Annotated in this window: 20 protein-coding genes and 1 tRNA gene; 16 read left to right on the forward strand and 5 right to left on the reverse strand. The window is 39.5% G+C overall.

The annotated features are described in order from the left end of the window. The first annotated feature begins 145 nt into the window (after window positions 1–145). The 8 genes from BMW86_RS00455 (at window position 146) to BMW86_RS00490 (ending at window position 7,918) form a co-directional block, all read left to right on the forward strand. On the forward strand, window positions 146–715 hold the full coding sequence (locus tag BMW86_RS00455; protein ID WP_089777896.1) for a Crp/Fnr family transcriptional regulator: 570 nt from the start codon (window positions 146–148) through the stop codon (window positions 713–715). A gap of 249 nt (window positions 716–964) precedes the next feature. Next, the gene (locus tag BMW86_RS00460; protein ID WP_089777898.1) at window positions 965–1,171 is read left to right on the forward strand and encodes a 2TM domain-containing protein; all 207 of its coding nucleotides are present in this window, start codon (window positions 965–967) and stop codon (window positions 1,169–1,171) included. A gap of 4 nt (window positions 1,172–1,175) precedes the next feature. Further along, on the forward strand, window positions 1,176–1,745 hold the full coding sequence (locus tag BMW86_RS00465) for a cupin domain-containing protein (RefSeq protein ID WP_089777901.1): 570 nt from the start codon (window positions 1,176–1,178) through the stop codon (window positions 1,743–1,745). A gap of 17 nt (window positions 1,746–1,762) precedes the next feature. After that, entirely contained in the window at window positions 1,763–2,332 is a 570-nt protein-coding gene (locus BMW86_RS00470; protein WP_089777903.1) for a carboxymuconolactone decarboxylase family protein, read from the forward strand. A 36-nt stretch (window positions 2,333–2,368) separates the two neighbouring features. Continuing rightward, the gene (locus tag BMW86_RS00475) at window positions 2,369–4,603 is read left to right on the forward strand and encodes an FAD-dependent oxidoreductase (RefSeq protein WP_218149081.1); all 2,235 of its coding nucleotides are present in this window, start codon (window positions 2,369–2,371) and stop codon (window positions 4,601–4,603) included. 70 nt (window positions 4,604–4,673) lie between these two features. Beyond that, window positions 4,674–5,486 carry an alpha/beta fold hydrolase gene (locus tag BMW86_RS00480; RefSeq protein WP_089777905.1) on the forward strand — a complete coding sequence of 271 codons (813 nt, stop codon included), beginning with the start codon at window positions 4,674–4,676 and terminating at the stop codon, window positions 5,484–5,486. Between the two features lie 242 nt (window positions 5,487–5,728). Then, window positions 5,729–7,051: an antibiotic biosynthesis monooxygenase gene (locus BMW86_RS00485; protein ID WP_218149082.1), complete on the forward strand. Its 1,323-nt coding sequence runs from the start codon at window positions 5,729–5,731 to the stop codon at window positions 7,049–7,051. Window positions 7,052–7,096: 45 nt separating this feature from the next. Beyond that, window positions 7,097–7,918, forward strand: coding sequence for a DJ-1/PfpI/YhbO family deglycase/protease (locus BMW86_RS00490; protein WP_218149083.1), 822 nt, complete (start codon window positions 7,097–7,099; stop codon window positions 7,916–7,918). A gap of 369 nt (window positions 7,919–8,287) precedes the next feature. Here BMW86_RS00490 and BMW86_RS00495 read toward each other — a convergent pair whose 3' ends face one another. From BMW86_RS00495 to BMW86_RS00515, 5 genes are all read right to left on the reverse strand, one after another. Then, window positions 8,288–9,175 carry an alpha/beta fold hydrolase gene (locus tag BMW86_RS00495; RefSeq protein WP_089777909.1) on the reverse strand — a complete coding sequence of 296 codons (888 nt, stop codon included), beginning with the start codon at window positions 9,173–9,175 and terminating at the stop codon, window positions 8,288–8,290. A 119-nt stretch (window positions 9,176–9,294) separates the two neighbouring features. Further along, complete coding sequence (locus BMW86_RS00500; protein ID WP_089777911.1) at window positions 9,295–10,437, reverse strand: helix-turn-helix domain-containing protein; 1,143 nt, start codon at window positions 10,435–10,437, stop codon at window positions 9,295–9,297. Between the two features lie 389 nt (window positions 10,438–10,826). Then, the gene (locus BMW86_RS00505; RefSeq protein ID WP_089777913.1) at window positions 10,827–11,504 is read right to left on the reverse strand and encodes a hypothetical protein; all 678 of its coding nucleotides are present in this window, start codon (window positions 11,502–11,504) and stop codon (window positions 10,827–10,829) included. 31 nt (window positions 11,505–11,535) lie between these two features. After that, window positions 11,536–11,931 carry a hypothetical protein gene (locus BMW86_RS00510; protein ID WP_143056441.1) on the reverse strand — a complete coding sequence of 132 codons (396 nt, stop codon included), beginning with the start codon at window positions 11,929–11,931 and terminating at the stop codon, window positions 11,536–11,538. Between the two features lie 292 nt (window positions 11,932–12,223). Beyond that, on the reverse strand, window positions 12,224–12,622 hold the full coding sequence (locus BMW86_RS00515) for a hypothetical protein (RefSeq protein ID WP_089777917.1): 399 nt from the start codon (window positions 12,620–12,622) through the stop codon (window positions 12,224–12,226). A gap of 112 nt (window positions 12,623–12,734) precedes the next feature. Here BMW86_RS00515 and BMW86_RS00520 point away from each other — a divergent pair, with 112 nt between their 5' ends. The 8 genes from BMW86_RS00520 to BMW86_RS00555 all read left to right on the forward strand — a co-directional run. Next, complete coding sequence (locus BMW86_RS00520; protein WP_089777919.1) at window positions 12,735–12,974, forward strand: hypothetical protein; 240 nt, start codon at window positions 12,735–12,737, stop codon at window positions 12,972–12,974. Continuing rightward, window positions 12,952–13,158 (forward strand): hypothetical protein, encoded by a 207-nt coding sequence (locus tag BMW86_RS00525; protein WP_089777921.1) that lies wholly within the window; start codon window positions 12,952–12,954, stop codon window positions 13,156–13,158. Before BMW86_RS00520 ends, BMW86_RS00525 begins: the two co-directional genes overlap by 23 nt. Before the next feature lie 100 nt (window positions 13,159–13,258). After that, complete coding sequence (locus BMW86_RS00530; RefSeq protein WP_089777923.1) at window positions 13,259–13,510, forward strand: hypothetical protein; 252 nt, start codon at window positions 13,259–13,261, stop codon at window positions 13,508–13,510. Window positions 13,511–13,543: 33 nt separating this feature from the next. Beyond that, the gene (locus tag BMW86_RS32670) at window positions 13,544–13,693 is read left to right on the forward strand and encodes a hypothetical protein (RefSeq protein WP_177189116.1); all 150 of its coding nucleotides are present in this window, start codon (window positions 13,544–13,546) and stop codon (window positions 13,691–13,693) included. A gap of 136 nt (window positions 13,694–13,829) precedes the next feature. Continuing rightward, window positions 13,830–14,135, forward strand: coding sequence for a hypothetical protein (locus tag BMW86_RS00535; protein WP_089777924.1), 306 nt, complete (start codon window positions 13,830–13,832; stop codon window positions 14,133–14,135). Between the two features lie 142 nt (window positions 14,136–14,277). Continuing rightward, on the forward strand, window positions 14,278–14,523 hold the full coding sequence (locus BMW86_RS00540; protein WP_143056442.1) for a hypothetical protein: 246 nt from the start codon (window positions 14,278–14,280) through the stop codon (window positions 14,521–14,523). A gap of 974 nt (window positions 14,524–15,497) precedes the next feature. Beyond that, window positions 15,498–15,568 (forward strand) — tRNA-OTHER (locus BMW86_RS32675). A gap of 307 nt (window positions 15,569–15,875) precedes the next feature. Further along, on the forward strand, window positions 15,876–16,331 hold a 456-nt coding region (locus BMW86_RS00555), incomplete at its 3' end, for a hypothetical protein (protein ID WP_218149084.1).

Raw genomic sequence — 16,331 nt, forward strand, 5'->3', positions numbered from 1 at the left:
AATCGTTCTAAGGATTTAATTTTCAAATAATTGCAAAACCGAAAAATCCTGTTCTTACTATTCATATTAAATGGCATATAAATGGTGTCCCTCAAGGTTAGTTGTCACTTTGAAAAATTAAAAGTAATTCCATAGACCTGATAACATGGACAGATTGAGGTTACACATTGAAGAAATAACACCCGTTAACGATGAAGAATTTGAATTCATCAAATCGTTCTTTACATTAAAAAAAGTACGCAAGAACCAATACCTGATACAGGAAGGGGAAGACGTCAAATACGAATACCTGGTACTCTCTGGTACATATAAGGTATTTTATGCCGACGATCAGGGAAGGGAATATGTTTGCATGTTCGCCCAGGAGAACTGGTGGATGTCTGACTATAATTCCTATTTTAACCAAAAGCCGGCAAGCATGTACCTTGAATGTTTAGTGCCAGGTGAAGTATTATGCCTCAGCCTTTATGGCAGGGAAAAACTGGCTGCGGAGCTGCACAAAATGGAACATTTTTTCAGGATGAAAATGACCAGGGGGTTTATTGCCCTGCAGCTACGGATCAAAATGTTGCTGTGCAATACACCACAAAAACGATATGAAGAATTTGCAAAATTGTATCCCGTCTTAATACAACAAATACCTAAAAAAATGATCGCCGAATTTCTCGGCTTGCGCCGCGAAACCTTAAGCCGGTTATATACTAACAATAAATAAGACCTTAGAATCGACTATTATATTATGAGGGTGTATCAACGCTGATACACCCTCATTTTTTTAATCAACTCCTGCTGTATCCCTGTCAATAGTGAGTCTAATCACTTGGCAATAGTGAGTCTAATCACTCCAAAAAAGTGAGCAGATGTCTTCGTGGCCCTCTGTTACGATTGTAATTTTATCTTACAAAAGTTGTTAAACAAATAATACATAACCATCCTATATCATCACATCAGAAATTTAAAGTGTATGTCACATCTAACATCTCCCCAAAAAGGTTTCAGGATCCATCTGATCGTTTTCTTATTGACCACACCGGTCATCTGGATCGTGTGGTATTTGACCGACAGAAGTTATCCATGGCCTTTATGGTCAACACCAGCATGGGCAATAGGCGTACTGTTTCATTACCTGGGCGTTTTTGTTTTTAAAAATCAAAGCACATCTAAAAGCTAATATCATGGATCAGCAACAAAAAACAGTAAGACGTATCGTAACCGGTCATAGCGCAGACGGGAAAGCAATTATCGTGTCAGATGCTTCACCAGACCAAACGTATATGATTGGCGGACCAAACGGCGCCAGGTTTCATGAAGTATGGAATACCAGGCAGTCACCAGCGCTGATTGATCCTGTTTCCGGCGAGCTGGAAGAAACTAGTCTGGTACTGGGGCCTCCTAAAAATGGCACACGTATCAGGGTGATTGATTTCCCGCCAGAAGGGGAAGAGATCCGAAATCTTACCAAAGAAGAAGCGGGTTCACACTTTAAAGCAATGGGCGGTGAAGCAGCTTCGAAAGCAGGCCAGGACGCACCGCATCCTTTGATGCACCGAACGGCGACGATTGATTATGGTATTGTGCTGGAGGGAGAAATGACATTGATAGTTGATCAGGGCGAAGTAAGCATCAAAGCCGGCGACATTATCATTCAACGTGGCACCAACCATGCCTGGGCAAACCGGTCGGGACAGCCTTGTCGCATGGCTTTTATCCTTATCGACGGTGCATTCACCAATGAACTTCTTTAAAACATAAAAACAGCATCATGCGTTTACAACCGTTGCCACCCCATACGCTTAGTCCCGAACTTCGCTATGTACACGACGAGATCGCTAATTTGATAACCAGCAGCCAGGGGCCGGTAGTGATGATGAATGGTGAGGGCGCACTGTTAGGTCCGTTTCCGCCCATGTTACATTTTCCACAATTTGGTATACCTGCGCTAACATTTTTGAAGTCGTTGGATAACCACGCAACACTTCCGAAAACAGTGCGTGAAGTGGCCATCCTTACGATAGGCGGCGCCTTTGGTTCCCGCTTTGAGCTATATGCGCATGAGATTATGGGGGCGGTATTTGGGCTTTCAGCCGGTATTATCGCATCATTGGCAGCCGGTGGTCGCCCGGAAGGTTTAAACGAGGAGCAGGCGATTGCACATGACGTAGCATCGGCATTGGTTAAAGGCCATGTTGTTCCAGCTTCAACCTATAATCAGGCTGTCAAGGTACTTGGGCGGAATGAAACCGGAGAGCTCATCTTTCTCATCAGCGGCTATTGCCTCATTGCAACGGTATTAAATGGATTTGACATGCCTGCGCCTGAGAATAACGGATAGGATAAAGAATGCCCTCGCGGTAACAATAGCCAAAATATGACAGAGATCAATAAATTCAATGCGGTAATTATAGGAAGCGGGCTGGGTGGTTTAACAGCCGGCGCCACATTAGCCAAATTGGGAAAGAAGGTGCTGGTCCTTGAGCAGCACTATATACCTGGGGGATGCGCCACCAACTTCAAGCGCAAGGATTTTATCATGGAAGTAGGGTTACATGAAATGAACGGCTTTCATGACAAAGATATCAAAGCTGAAGTATTCAAGTTGCTTGACGTAAACGAGTTTATACAATTCGTTCAGGTCCCTGAGTTCTTTCATGTCACCTCTACCTCTGCGGCTACCACATTCACCTTTCCACACGGCACAGCATGCGCACAACAGGCTCTGATCGAAAAATTTCCGCACGAGGCAAAAGGCATTCAGGCTTTTTTCAGACTAATGACCAATGTGCTGGATGAAATTTACCGGATGCCCAAAGAAAAGTGGAAGATGACACTGATCTATCCCTTTATCCCTGTTTTGTACTCAAATGTTTTTAAGTCAATAAAGCTAAGCTGCGGTGAGTGGCTCGACAAACACATCACCGATGAACAGCTTAAACTGGTGCTTACTACCAATGTTTTGTATTATGGTGATGATCCGTACAATTTATCGTTGCTGTATTTTGCTATTGCACAGGCTGGCTATATAACAGGTGGCGGTTATTATATAAAGGGCGGCTCACAAAAGCTTTCCGATTACCTTACTTACTTTATAGAAAAAAATGGCGGACAGGTAATGGCAGGCAAGAAAGCAGAAAATATTCTGGTTGAAAATGGAAGGGCTACCGGTGTGCAGTACCGCGATGCTTTCAATGATTCGCTGGAACCTGTAACCATTTATGCAGATGCTATTGTAGTGAACGCGGCTATACCACATGTTATAAAGATGCTACCCGAACCCTACAGACAATCGTTGAAAGACAAAACGAAAAAACTGGAAGCATCCTGTTCGCTTATTTCAATTTACATGGGTTTCGATATTGACCTGAAGCAATTTGGGGTGCAACATTATTCCACCTTCATTCAGGGCGAAGGTATCAACCAGCTGAAAGACATCAAAGCAAACAACATTGGAGACTGGGGTAATAAATCTTTTGTATTTGTCGATTACAGCCAGGTCGACTCCGGTATTACGCCTGCGGGAAAAAGCTTTGGCGTGATCTGCGCAGCCGATTATTTATCGGAGTGGGAAGGATTGGATGAAGTGGCTTATAAAAACAAAAAAGAACAGGTTGCACAGCTCTTTTTAAAAAGACTGGAAACCTATTACCCCGGTATTCTTGAGCATATCATTTTTTATGAAGTAGGCACCGCTAAAACTATTCAGCGATATACACTTAATCCCAAAGGCACGCCTTATGGCTATGCACAGAGTCCCTCACAGTCAGGTGTGAAGAGAATTCCTGCAAGCTCTCCTGTTAAAAATATGTATTTCGCATCTGCATGGTCTTTTCCCGGCGGCGGATTCACCGGGTCGATCTCTGGCGGCTATTGGGCTGCCATGTCTATGAATGACAGGATCAAATGGCAAACCTATAACAAACAGCTACAGGAGGATAGCAGGATCGTTAAACTATTGGCAACGCAGGTAATCGCGGAGAACAGCATAGAGCTAACCTTTGAGAAACCACCAGGATTTTACCATAAGCCAGGACAGTATGCCATTCTTCGCCTGAATAAACCAAAGAAAATCGAACTGGACCTGCCCTTTCGTTCACTTTCTATTGTCTCTCATCCCGACGAACCAAGCCTTCGGTTTGCCATGAGAGTGAGCGAAAGCAGTTTTAAACACTCCTGTTTACAAATGGAGATAGATGAGGAGGCCACCATCTTTGGTCCTTGCGGTAATTTTCTGTTGAAACCAGGCATGGGGCACATCGTATTTCTTATTTGTGGCATCGGTATAACGCCCGTTCTTCCTATGTTAAAGGAACTGGAAAAAAAACAATTTAAAAGCAAGATCTATCTTTTCAATTCTAATAGAACAATAGCATCCGCAGCATATCAACGGGAACTGGAAAATGCAAAAATAAAAAATTACACCTATCTGCCGGTCATCACTTCAACCAGCAAGAGGATCGATATTGATCTGCTAAAATATCATTTGAATGACCTGTTACAATATGATTATTACTTAGTGGGTACTTCTCCCTTCCTGACTTCTATGAAGCAGTTATTGACCCGGGAAGGGGTTTCCATTGACAAAATAAAGATGGACGACTTCGGCTAACCAGAATCAGGCATTATTATTACCCTCATTCTCATTGCCCCATATATAAACACAAACAAAAAAATAAACAATGAAAGAAACAATCTCCCTGCTGCTGACAACAGTATTCGCGATCTCCACACTTGCGTACTGCAAAAAAAATGAAGATAATGCTATCGGCACCCCCAGGACATATGTACTGGTACATGGGGCATGGCAGGCACCATACGTTTGGGATGCAGTACGTACTGACCTGGTAAATAAAGGCAACAAAGTAATTGTTGTTGAACTTCCTGGGCATGGCAGCGACAAAACGCCACCGCACACCCTGAGTCTGGATGTTTACCGGGATAAAGTGATGGAAGCCATTGCTACAGTAAATGAAAAAGTTATTCTGGTTGGACACAGCATGGGTGGCATGGTAATCACTGCGGTGGCAGAGAAGATCCCTTCCAAAATCAGCCAACTGGTTTACATTGGTGCTTTTCTGCCAGCATCGGGACAAACGTTGGCTGATCTGACAGCCACTGATCCTGGTTCTAAACTGGGCGCCTCATTAATTTCCTCTTCCGACCAGTTGACGCTCGATGTAAAGGCCGATAGTCTTACCTGGCTTTTTATCAATGATGGTACGCCCGCTGTTAAACAACAGGTAATTGACAATTATCGTGCAGAGCCAGCCATTCCGCTTTCCAATAAGGTTACGTTGACCGATGCTGCTTTTGGCGCTGTTAAAAAAGTATATATCAAAACGCTGAAGGATATTGTTATTTCACCAACCCTGCAGGACAACATGATAGCTGCAGCACACATTACCACCGTTCTTACAGTAAATACCAGTCACTCGCCATTTCTGTCCCAACCCCATGAAGTGTCAAAGCTATTGCTCAGTATAGCAAAATAACAACGGGTACGGCCAATGCTTCACATCATTGGCCGTGATTCAAATCACACTTTATTAGTGATCTGCTTACTTCCCCAAGAATATATACTCAGCTAATTTTGAATTGGCAATTTCTTCATGCACATTAAAACAAAAATGAAATGAGGGCAAATGCATGGCTATCTGACATTAACAGTGTACTTGTATTGATAACAGTTCTTCTGATAAGCACTTCATATACAAAGGCACAAAATGTAAGTAAGATGAAAAAGAAAATTCTATTTGTAGTAACCAGTCATGATAAAAAAGGGAATACTGGTGAAGGAACAGGATTCTATTTATCAGAAGTGGCCCATCCCTGGGAGGTGCTTACGAATGCGGGATATGACATTGATTTTGTTAGTCCCCAGGGAGGAGAAGCACCTGTGGATGGTCTCAACCTGGGTGATGCTGCCAATAAAAAATTCTGGAACGATGCTGTTTACAAGGAGAGAATTGAAAAAACACGAAAACCCTCTGAAATCAATCCTGTGCAATATGTTGCCATTCACTATGCCGGTGGCCATGGTGCTATGTGGGATTTTGCAGACAATACAGCGTTAGCTGCTATTGCTGCAAAGATCTATGAGAACGGTGGCATAGTAAGTGCCGTTTGTCATGGTCCGGCAGGACTTGTCAATATCAGGCTTTCCAATGGCCGATACCTGGTTGACGGTAAAAAAATAAATGCCTTTACCAACGAAGAAGAAGTGGCTGTTAAACTTGACAAGGTTGTTCCCTTCCTGCTGGAATCGAAATTAATGGAGCGGGGAGCCATATTTGAAAAATCAGGTCTTTGGCAATCACATGTTGTAACGGACCAACGCGTGGTTACAGGCCAGAACCCGCAATCGGCAAAGGCTGTTGGAGAAGCCGTATTGTCAGCATTACAACAGCAACAGGCTGTGGCCAGGCTTACCCGTTATGAAGTAAAACCCGAATACCAGGACCAATTCAAAAAAGCAATTAGGGATTACGTATCGTATGCTATCGATATTGAAAGCAATATTATGGCAGAAGCGTATTATGAAAGGGAAAATCCTTCCATACTTTGGATAACAGAACGGTGGGTGAGTATTGAAGAATGGTTGAAAGCAAAAAGTAATACCCAATCACAGGCGGTGAGTCGTTTAGCAGAAATGGCTTTGCAGACGCCGATAAAAAGTATCTCTATAAAAGACCTGGAAACCCTTTCAAAACAACAATGGCGTAAAACAGCTAATATAGCAGACAGTCAGCTTACCATTATGCTGTTTGTAGATGCAAAAGCAGGAACACAGCAGCGCTTTAAAGATGTTTATCATGTAGCAATGCCACAATTCAGAAGTGAACCCGGCGTCATTACTTATCAACTGTCAGAATTGGAAGAAGACGATACACAGTTTGTAACGTATGAAAAATTCAGAAGTAATGCGGCTTTTCAATACCACCTTAATTTCCCGCCCATTCGACCGGTGATCGATTACCTCAATTCAAGTATCAAAAAGCAACCGTTTCAGAATGGGCTTCATAACCTTATTGAATTTGCTCCACTTATTCGTCAATAGCATCAGGCACATTCAAAGGCAATCATTAACTATAAAATTTAAAGAATGAAACCATTTAATCATGTTATTGTAGCAGGTATACTGACTATACTCACGACAAGTGCAAAAGCGCAGGTAAAAGTAAAAACTGAACATATGAATACAGTAAACGTAAACGAACTGGAAATTATCAATCAATTATCAACACAATCGGCAGTTGTAAACATGCCTGTATCAAAATTATTAAATGCACCAGGCAACGAAGCATTAAGAGCATTCTTCTTTACCCCGGTAAAAAACAGTTCGGCATTGAAAGGCAAGAAGATAGCGGTGCTTGTGGCAGACGGTTTCGAGGAAATTGAATTAACAGGGCCGGTATGGTATTTCAGAGAGTTGGGAGCAACCGTTGATATAGTGGCGCCTAAGTACAACCCGGCTCCCGAACGATACGGGCTTGCTTATCCGGAAATGTCAAAAAAACACGTCATGGCAATACAATACCTGCAGCCCGTAGGTTGGATAAAATTTGATCGTACGGCTGACCAGATTCAAGTCGCTGACTATGATGCCGTATTTATTCCCGGCGGCGCCTGGAATCCGGATAACCTTCGGGCTGATAAAGATGTGATCAGATTTGTTCAGGAATTTAACAGATCCGGGAAACTAATAGCAGCTATTTGTCATGCACCTGTTGTATTGGCGTCTGCAGATATCATCAAAGGGAAAAAACTTACCGGCTACTGGAATATACAAAGTGACCTGAAAAATGCCGGCGCTACTGTGTTAGAACAACCGGTAGTTACTGATGGCAATTTGGTTACCAGCAGACACCCTATTGATGTAGCCGATTTTTCCAGAGCGGTAGAAAACTGGTTGATTAAAAAATAGCTATACTCCTTAAATTACCGGATCTGAGCTTGCTATTGATGGTGGCTATATTGCACAGTAGTACCGAATCTCGATCTCATGCAAAATATTAAAGGCCTCCAGATTCCACATCTGAAGACCTTTAATATTTTGCAAAACTTCTCAGTTCTTTAGCGGGCTGTAGGGGACAAGTTTCGAACCAGTTTATAGATGATTTATCTAAAACTCAAACTTTTATTGGTGTAATAAAATTAAAAACTGGTATAAGCCAGATAGCCATCGAATTTCATATACATCTCAGGGGGGCTTTGGTCTGATATTGAAACACCTGAGATACAAGAGTAGATATGCCTTAGTTTTAAAAAAAGGATTTGATTTCAATAGTTTCTCTTAAGGAAATTTTGACAACAATAGCTTGATATTGCCTAAAACAAGTTCAGGCTCCTCAAGTTGAATATAATGTCCGGAATTTACTGTAGTAATATGCGTAAAGTCCGTCAATCCAACCTTAAGGGATTCTATAGACTCGTAACGTAATTGCATATCTGTTGCATCGTGATTTGCATCAATTTTCATACTTGTTATTGCAATAACCGGAACGTCAGGCAAATTAGGTAATCCCTCCATGTATTTAAAATCCTCAATTAATTGCAGGGTTTCTGAAGCTATACCTGAATATGCACCATAAGCAGTTTTAAAAGCATTATAAGAGGAATCTATCAGGCCTTGCGAAGGACAACCGTACTTTTCATGAGAAGTATCAACAAATAGTAAACCCGCAACTTTTTTAGGATTCTTTATAGCATAATCTCTAATAATAAAGCCTCCTAATGAATGTCCAACAAGTAATACTTTTCTGCCGTTTGCAAATTTATCCACCACTGTTCCAAGCTCACTTGTTAATTTATTGATATCCCTGGGTTCAGTGTTAAATCCTGATTTTCCATAACCAGCTCTATCATATAGCAGAACATCAGCGTTTAAAAAAGTAGATATGGATAGAATCTCTGTGGATTTTCCGGTGCTGTACCAGGCCGTATGATCGTTCCCAAGACCTGATTCAAAAACAACTAAGTATTTTGATTGCTTTGATACCGTGTACGTCATCAATTTATGAGTTCCCAGTTCTACTGAAGTTCCTGGGTATTCAAGAGTATCAACTTTTTTATGGCAGGAGACGAGAGAGACAGCCGAAATAGTAATTATTAAAAGGTATAATAGTCTAATTATACTGGCTTTGTTCAGATTTAAACTTTCTGGTATTTTTTTACAGCTCATTATTACTTTTTTAGGATTTTAAGTAAATTCAAGACAAACATCAGCATTACTTAGCATCCTAAAGTTCTGATTTATGAATCCGAACCTATTTTCAAAGAATCAAAACATAATAACAACGGTTACTCCGGGGGGCGAATGGCTTTTTTAAATTCAGATGGAGTCTGATTGGTAATTTTCTTGAAAGTAGTGTTGAAGACTGTTTTGGAATTGAAACCAACTTCAAAAGCAATTCCCATCAAACTTAAATGTTCCATGTTAGGATCCCGAATCATTCTTTTTGCTTCTTCTACCCGATACCTATTAATAAATTGATAAAAATTTTCATTACAGCCGTTATTTATGATGTAAGAAAGCAGATGAGATGAAATATCCAATTGGGAAGCCAGTTTAAATAGGCTCAATTCAGCATCCAAAAAAGGCTTTTTATCCTCCATTACTTGAATTAACATGGATTTCATTTCTTTCAATTCATCATCAGAGATCAGTTTTTTTCGGGGTCCTTCCAAATTGGCATTTTCAATTACAATGGCTTCAATTTCTTTCTTTTCCTGTTTATTAAGCTGAAAAACTTCTTTTTGTTTTAAAGAGAAATAGGCAATAAAAAAAATCGCGCCGAGATAAATCAGACTAGCGAAATTGTCAAAAAAGATATTGTTTTTTGCTAGTTTAAAAAAAATATCAGGTAACCAAAGACCAGTTATGATCAATACACAAACCACCACTTGCTTTAACCATTTCAAGTTGATAGCATCCATATTTGAAGTATAGAGAACCAAATTCTTTTGATAGGCGGTGATTTTCCTATAGGACATAATACCATAAGAAATAACCTGAAAACAAAAAACTACGTTAAAAACAGTAATGACTACAACGGCATTTTTTTTATCAGTATCTGTAAGTGGTTGTTTTGCCTCAATCAATAGTGATAGCAAGAGTAAGACTAATATTATAAAAGCAAATACAAAATGAAAATTATCTCTTACGCGCCATTTTCTGTCGGGTTTGACAAAATGAGCCACACTAAAATAAAAAACCGGGGCTACAATTAAATCCGTTATACCCAGAAAATCATTTATGGGCATTCTCGTTTTCAAAAACTCAGTTTTTTCCAATAGATCATTAAACTGAATAAGGAAAACACATAAGATGAAGGAGCCAAACCATCGATTAACCCTGCTATTTACCTTATTAAGATTTGCAAAGATTAAAAATGCCAGTAATAAAGTTGGTCCCGCAACAAGGGAACTGACTAGTTGCTCCATCAAAATAATTTTTTAAGACTATATATAAGGATAAAATTACCTAGCGTTTTGACATTAATCCGAGATATTCACTTGATTACGATTTAGTGCTGTGAAATTGGAGAGTGCTTGTTTGGATCAGAGAAAAGGGGAATTCCAAGTGAAACTCAATGTGACTAAAAAGGCCTTCAAATCTTTCGATTTGAAGGCCTTTAACTTGCGGAGAAAGAGGGATTCGAACCCCCGGAACAATGTCCAGATCTCCTGATATAGTTAATCAATTGATTTATAAGAACTTTCCAGTGCGTCAAATAAATAATAAATAGTTCGAATTAATTAAAATGTTTGACCTTTTGTTTGACTATTTCGAAGAGCTTTTTAAGCTACCTGGCTTTTCTAACAGGCTTTCATTACATATAAGTATTACCATAATCCACTACTATATTGATCGTTTTTCCTTCTTCCACCTTTACTATCTCAATATCAATCCCAGAATATTCTGATATTACGGGATAATTTTCTAAATAACCATTAGTAATTTTTAGCTTTGTGGCAAAGCTATTTGTAATCAATTTCCCAAATAAGTCTATGGCCATCTTATCTAAATTTTTCTTATCTCCATCAATTTTAGAACTTAGTTTCCTTATATCTTTTTTAGACATCTTTGAACCATCGCTATTGTTAGATATTAGTAATTCCTGTTCATAAGCCACATTTTTTTCTTTAAATTCTTTAATGGATTCTTCCAATCCTTTGTAATCATATAATTCAACCTTCTCTAAATAATCTTTATAAAGCAGGGACATCATCAAATTATCGTAACAGTTTTTCTTTACTGTTTTTGATATTGTCATAAGAACGTATTTTCCTTTTTCTAAGCCTTCATAAACAAAATCTCCATTTACATCACAAACCGTTTTTTGACTGAACTTACCATCAACCTGGTATAGGTAAATGTCACAGCCACCATCTGGCCGATTGCCTAAAAAATCATTATACTTCCAGAATACATTGCCCTTGATAGAGCTTGTCTGACAAAATGATAAAACTGGAATAAATAGCAAAAAAGCAATAAATAATTTATTCATAGATTGGAGTATTACAACTAATGGAAAGTAATTAAGAATGAATAGTGATACACTTTTTAAGCTCTTGTGCTAAATATCTTTTCGAAATGATGCTGAATATATCGTATGAGGCATTATAACCGTTAAATACTGCAGGATTCCTTTTAATAATCTTTGTGCGTCCAACTTCCAGACCGGTATTTGAATTAATTATCCTGATATATCCTTGATATGACCTTTTGAAACTTACTACATTATATTCTCCATCAATCAGAAGTTGTACTGTATAATCAGATTTTAACGAATCAACAGCAATTTTGTACCCTTCAAACTTTATTTTTTGTTCTACATGCTCATTACTGCGAGTATCCTTGCCGGATACAAAAAATGATTGAGCATAAGACATGAAACTATAAAAAAGGAATAGTGGAATTAATAAGTTCTTCATACGTTTTGGTGTTAATGTATTTTATTTTAATATTATTTATTACAAATATTCGATTAATAAAAATAAAGTAAATAACAAACGCTTAACAAAAATTTAACTGTATTTTAATACTATTGTATTACAATCCTTTGGGGAATATGTTTGTTGTAAGCCACCCTATGCAGGTCCTTCCAAACACTATCAATTTATTTTCAAACCTTTATGCGCACTACGTAGTAACACTGCGTAACAACGCTATATTATTGCAGCAAACACCACGACATGAAAAAGAGAAGCAAGAAAAAGCAGCTAGTTAATGTTTCCCCTTATCCTCAGATTCCAGATCTCGCCATGCTATCATGGTATCGCGATCCATTTCGTCCATTACCTTCTCAATTGGAATCCCCAACCGTTCAGACTCAGACTTTGCCAAACGCTGATACAACATCTTAATTATAGCCCTTTCTCTATTAACTGGATCTCCTGAACTAGCAGGTTTAATTATGCCTGCAAGTTCATCTTGAAAATATGTTTTAAGTACATCTATATGTTGTTGTGTAACGGTGCCGCTTTCTCCAGTTAAAGTCGAGAAGTAGTTAGAATTATACCCCATCCTTTTAGCTATATCCTCATTTCGCAATCTTATGCCACCCTCCTTAGATCTACTTTTAATGGTTTTAACAAGTTCTTTGTACTGTTCTTTAAGTTTCATTTAACAAAATGTAACATGGATTGAATAATTTCTAAATTATCAGAAAATCTGTGTTTTATGTGTTTTTATCAGAAAATCTGTGTTAGATTTGTATCAACAAAAGGATAAACAAATGTCTAACGCAAATATAGCAGAATTAAAGGTAAAGTTGACACCAGGTGAAAGGCGGAGGTTGAAAACGAAGGTAACTGGACACGGTACTATGATTTCTGCTGCAATTGCGGCTAATGTAAGTAGGCATACGATTTACAATGCTATTGCTGGTAAGAATTTACAAGTGGATATAGCGAATAAGATACGCACATTTTTAGGTGATAAAATCGTGCAGAATGACACAGCAGGAATTATCTGAATTAAGGATAGAGTTATTGACACTCCGGAAGACTGTCGAGAAGGCCCTTGGTAAGGTGGAGGAGTTTATTTCTGCTCCACCGGCCAGGAACCTAAGGAGGAAGAAGCAGGAGGATATAATTTCTGATATCCGGATTCGGGCAATTACTGGTAAATACAAGTACACTTCTAAGAAAGAAAAATAAGTCTCTAAAAATTAAAGCAAAGGCACATGCTGAAAACTTCGCTGAAGTTTCAGGGTAGAATCTTTTTGCCAAATAATTAATAACTATTCAATATTCAGTTATGTCAAACATTGTCTCTACATCACCTTCTTTTGTTTCAAATGCTATTGTATTTGAAGAAAACAGAGGCTATACACAAGCAATTGTGTGCGGACAATTTGTTCGCCTTCTTACAAAGAAGCACATATTTGGCTGGTCCAGGTTGCGCGCTTCTCAGGAAGTTATTGCTCTTCCTGAGAAGGAAAGAGTTGCCTTCTATAATCCGGCACTCGAAGAGTCTCATGTTATTGAGGGTAATAACTGGTATTGGTAGTCTTATTCTTTCACCTTCTTTATACACTTCACGATGAACACGATATCCACTTTTCTGACACAGACCTACGTACCTGGGATTCCGAATTATATGGTAGCCATGGCACCGGTGGTTATTGGACTAGCAATACTCACACTTACCAGGGGGGGGCTGATTCGTCACTTCATTAACTACGGAAAGTGATCCGGGGAATTGTTCCATGGCTAGGCTGCGCAGTGTTGCTCGTATTTTCCGGCGCCCTGATGGTCATTGCCTGGTGTCAACTAACTATCACGATCTATAAGGCATGTCAATCCTTAATTGACACAATTCACGCGTTATGTCAAACACTATCATATTAACTCAGACTGAAAGGGCAGAAACGGTCTTTACACGGGAGGTAGCAATTCCTTCTTATTATAAAGACTCTTTGCTTTCCTTTAGGTATGTGGCAATAATTAATGAGAAAACAGCAGTAACGGTTTCCTTACAACAGGATTATACCAACATCGTTATTTGCACTCCAGACACTCTATATAATATTGATAGAATGGTAGAAGTGGATAAGATGGAGTTCTTCAATGTTCATACTGAATGCATGGAGCGGATTAAAATATTCAATTCACACCTTATAAAATCATTGTGATGTTCTACATATTAATTCCCGCATGGATTATCGCCATCGCATGGTTTGTGATTATGATACTTCCGAAGAACGTTTCGATAAATAAGCTTCCATAACCGGGCTTTGATCCCATCGCCTGGGATAAACTTTCAATCTCATGATCATGGCACATATCATTAATAATCTACTGGATCTTCTCTGGCTTTTGATCGGAGGAATATCAGTAGTGGTCCTGATAGCAATCTTTGTTCCTTGGAAGTTCATCTATGAGCTGATATTGTTTACTCTGGTTGTGATATGGTTTGCTATTATGTTCTATGTAACAGAAGGTTGGAAGGCATTGAAGAAGAGAATCCGGAAGCGTCACCGGTGGATTGAAATGAGTGATCAGAATGATTTATTTATCTGAAAAATTGTATGCTATGATTTATTTGGCGAGTGCATTGGTATTATCAGCAGGATTGTTCATCACATTGATGTTACAGACTAAAGCTGAAGCAATTGAATCACGTTCAAAAGCAGATTCAAATGAGCCTAATATTTTGTTTCATAATCGTAGGGTTAGCATTGAGGAAATGCTCTCCGAAATCGCTCATGAAATGTCATGAAAGGGGTTATTAGGGCAACGAGGGGTAAGAGCGTAGTAGAATACTATTATCATACAAAGGAAGAGGCCCGTAACCTGGTTGAGGAACTGACAAAATACAGGAAAGCTATAATTGAATTTATTCCTGAATTGAGTCAAGATTTCTCTGAAATCTTTCCAGGAGGATATAATCCGGAAATAGCCGAATCAATATTCAAATCACGTTGCAAGATAATTCATTATGAAGAGAGAGTACATACAGGAGAAGGTGCGCATCAAGAACAGAGACGACGCTGCACTCCGTGTCATTGGCTTATTGTTGTTTGTCACGTTGTTGATCGCTCCATTTTTGCTACGGCACTTCAGAAAGTAATATAAGATTGGGGTTTGATTATACAATAGAGATATAGGTTAAAGAAAGCATACAGCAGGTATCCACCTGCTGTCTCACTACAGAAGTTCTTTGAATTAAAAATATTGATTGCCAGCCTTTGTATGAGATCGCGAAGGGATTGAAGTGTGGCGTGGCAATCATTTTATTGAAACAGGTGGCCGGTACGCGGAGTGTAAAAAAGGCGTCCAGATATGAATAACCCGGCCAAACTTTTTGTATCAGTTTTTCATAACGTGGAATTTTGGGATAACACCGGCTCCTTTTCAGGAGCTGGTTATTCTTCTGAGGAGAACAGCACTAAGCTGACAATTATATGAAATAAGTTAGTACAGGCCACGAGACTTTTGAGATTAATACCCTTTTCAAAGTTGAGTATTATAGCCGGAAGGTCTGCCGGCGCACCGGGGGAATAACATGAGTGGCTAATGTAGAGGAACGTAAGCCTTGACGCTGGTTCGATTCCGGCTTCCTCCACAAGTTGTTTTAAAAGAGGACGGTCATATCCAAATGAGAAACAGACACCGGATTTAAACACTGCACGCGGTAAACGGATCGCGCCGATAAAAGGGAGAAATGCAGTTATCACTTCTCAATCTAAAAAATGAAGTACAGAGAACTTCAACCATGCGATATACCGCATGCCATCGGAGACGAACCCGATGAAACAATAGGAAATATTAAATAATGAAAAGTAACTATTGGGAAATCCATATCAGGCTCGATGCAAAAAGTATTGGGCCTGATATTAAAAATCAATTATCAACCTCTAACATATTTTAAAATGGAAAATTTACAAGGCAAATCAAACTCGGACCTGCGCTACATCATCCGCTTCACTGATAAGCGCAATGAAGCCGGGGAACAGCTGCTGAAGCAATCACCTTCAAATGAGGACCTGCGCTACATCATCCGCTTCACTGATAAGCGCAATGAAGCCGGGGAACAGCTGCTGAAGCAATCACCTTCAAATGAGGACCTGCGCTACATCATCGAATACACTGATAAGCGCAATGAAGCCGGGGAACAGCTGCTGAAGCAATCACCTTCAAATGAGGACCTGCGCTACATCATCGAATACACTGATAAGCGCAATGAAGCCTGGGAACAGCTGCTGAAGCAATCACCTTCAAATGAGGACCTGCGCTACATCATCGAATACACTGATAAGCGCAATGAAGCCTGGGAACAGCTGCTGAAGCAATCACCTTCAAATGAGGACCTGCGCTACATCATCCGC

The organism is Chitinophaga sp. YR573 (assembly GCF_900110995.1).
Lineage (GTDB): Bacteria > Bacteroidota > Bacteroidia > Chitinophagales > Chitinophagaceae > Chitinophaga.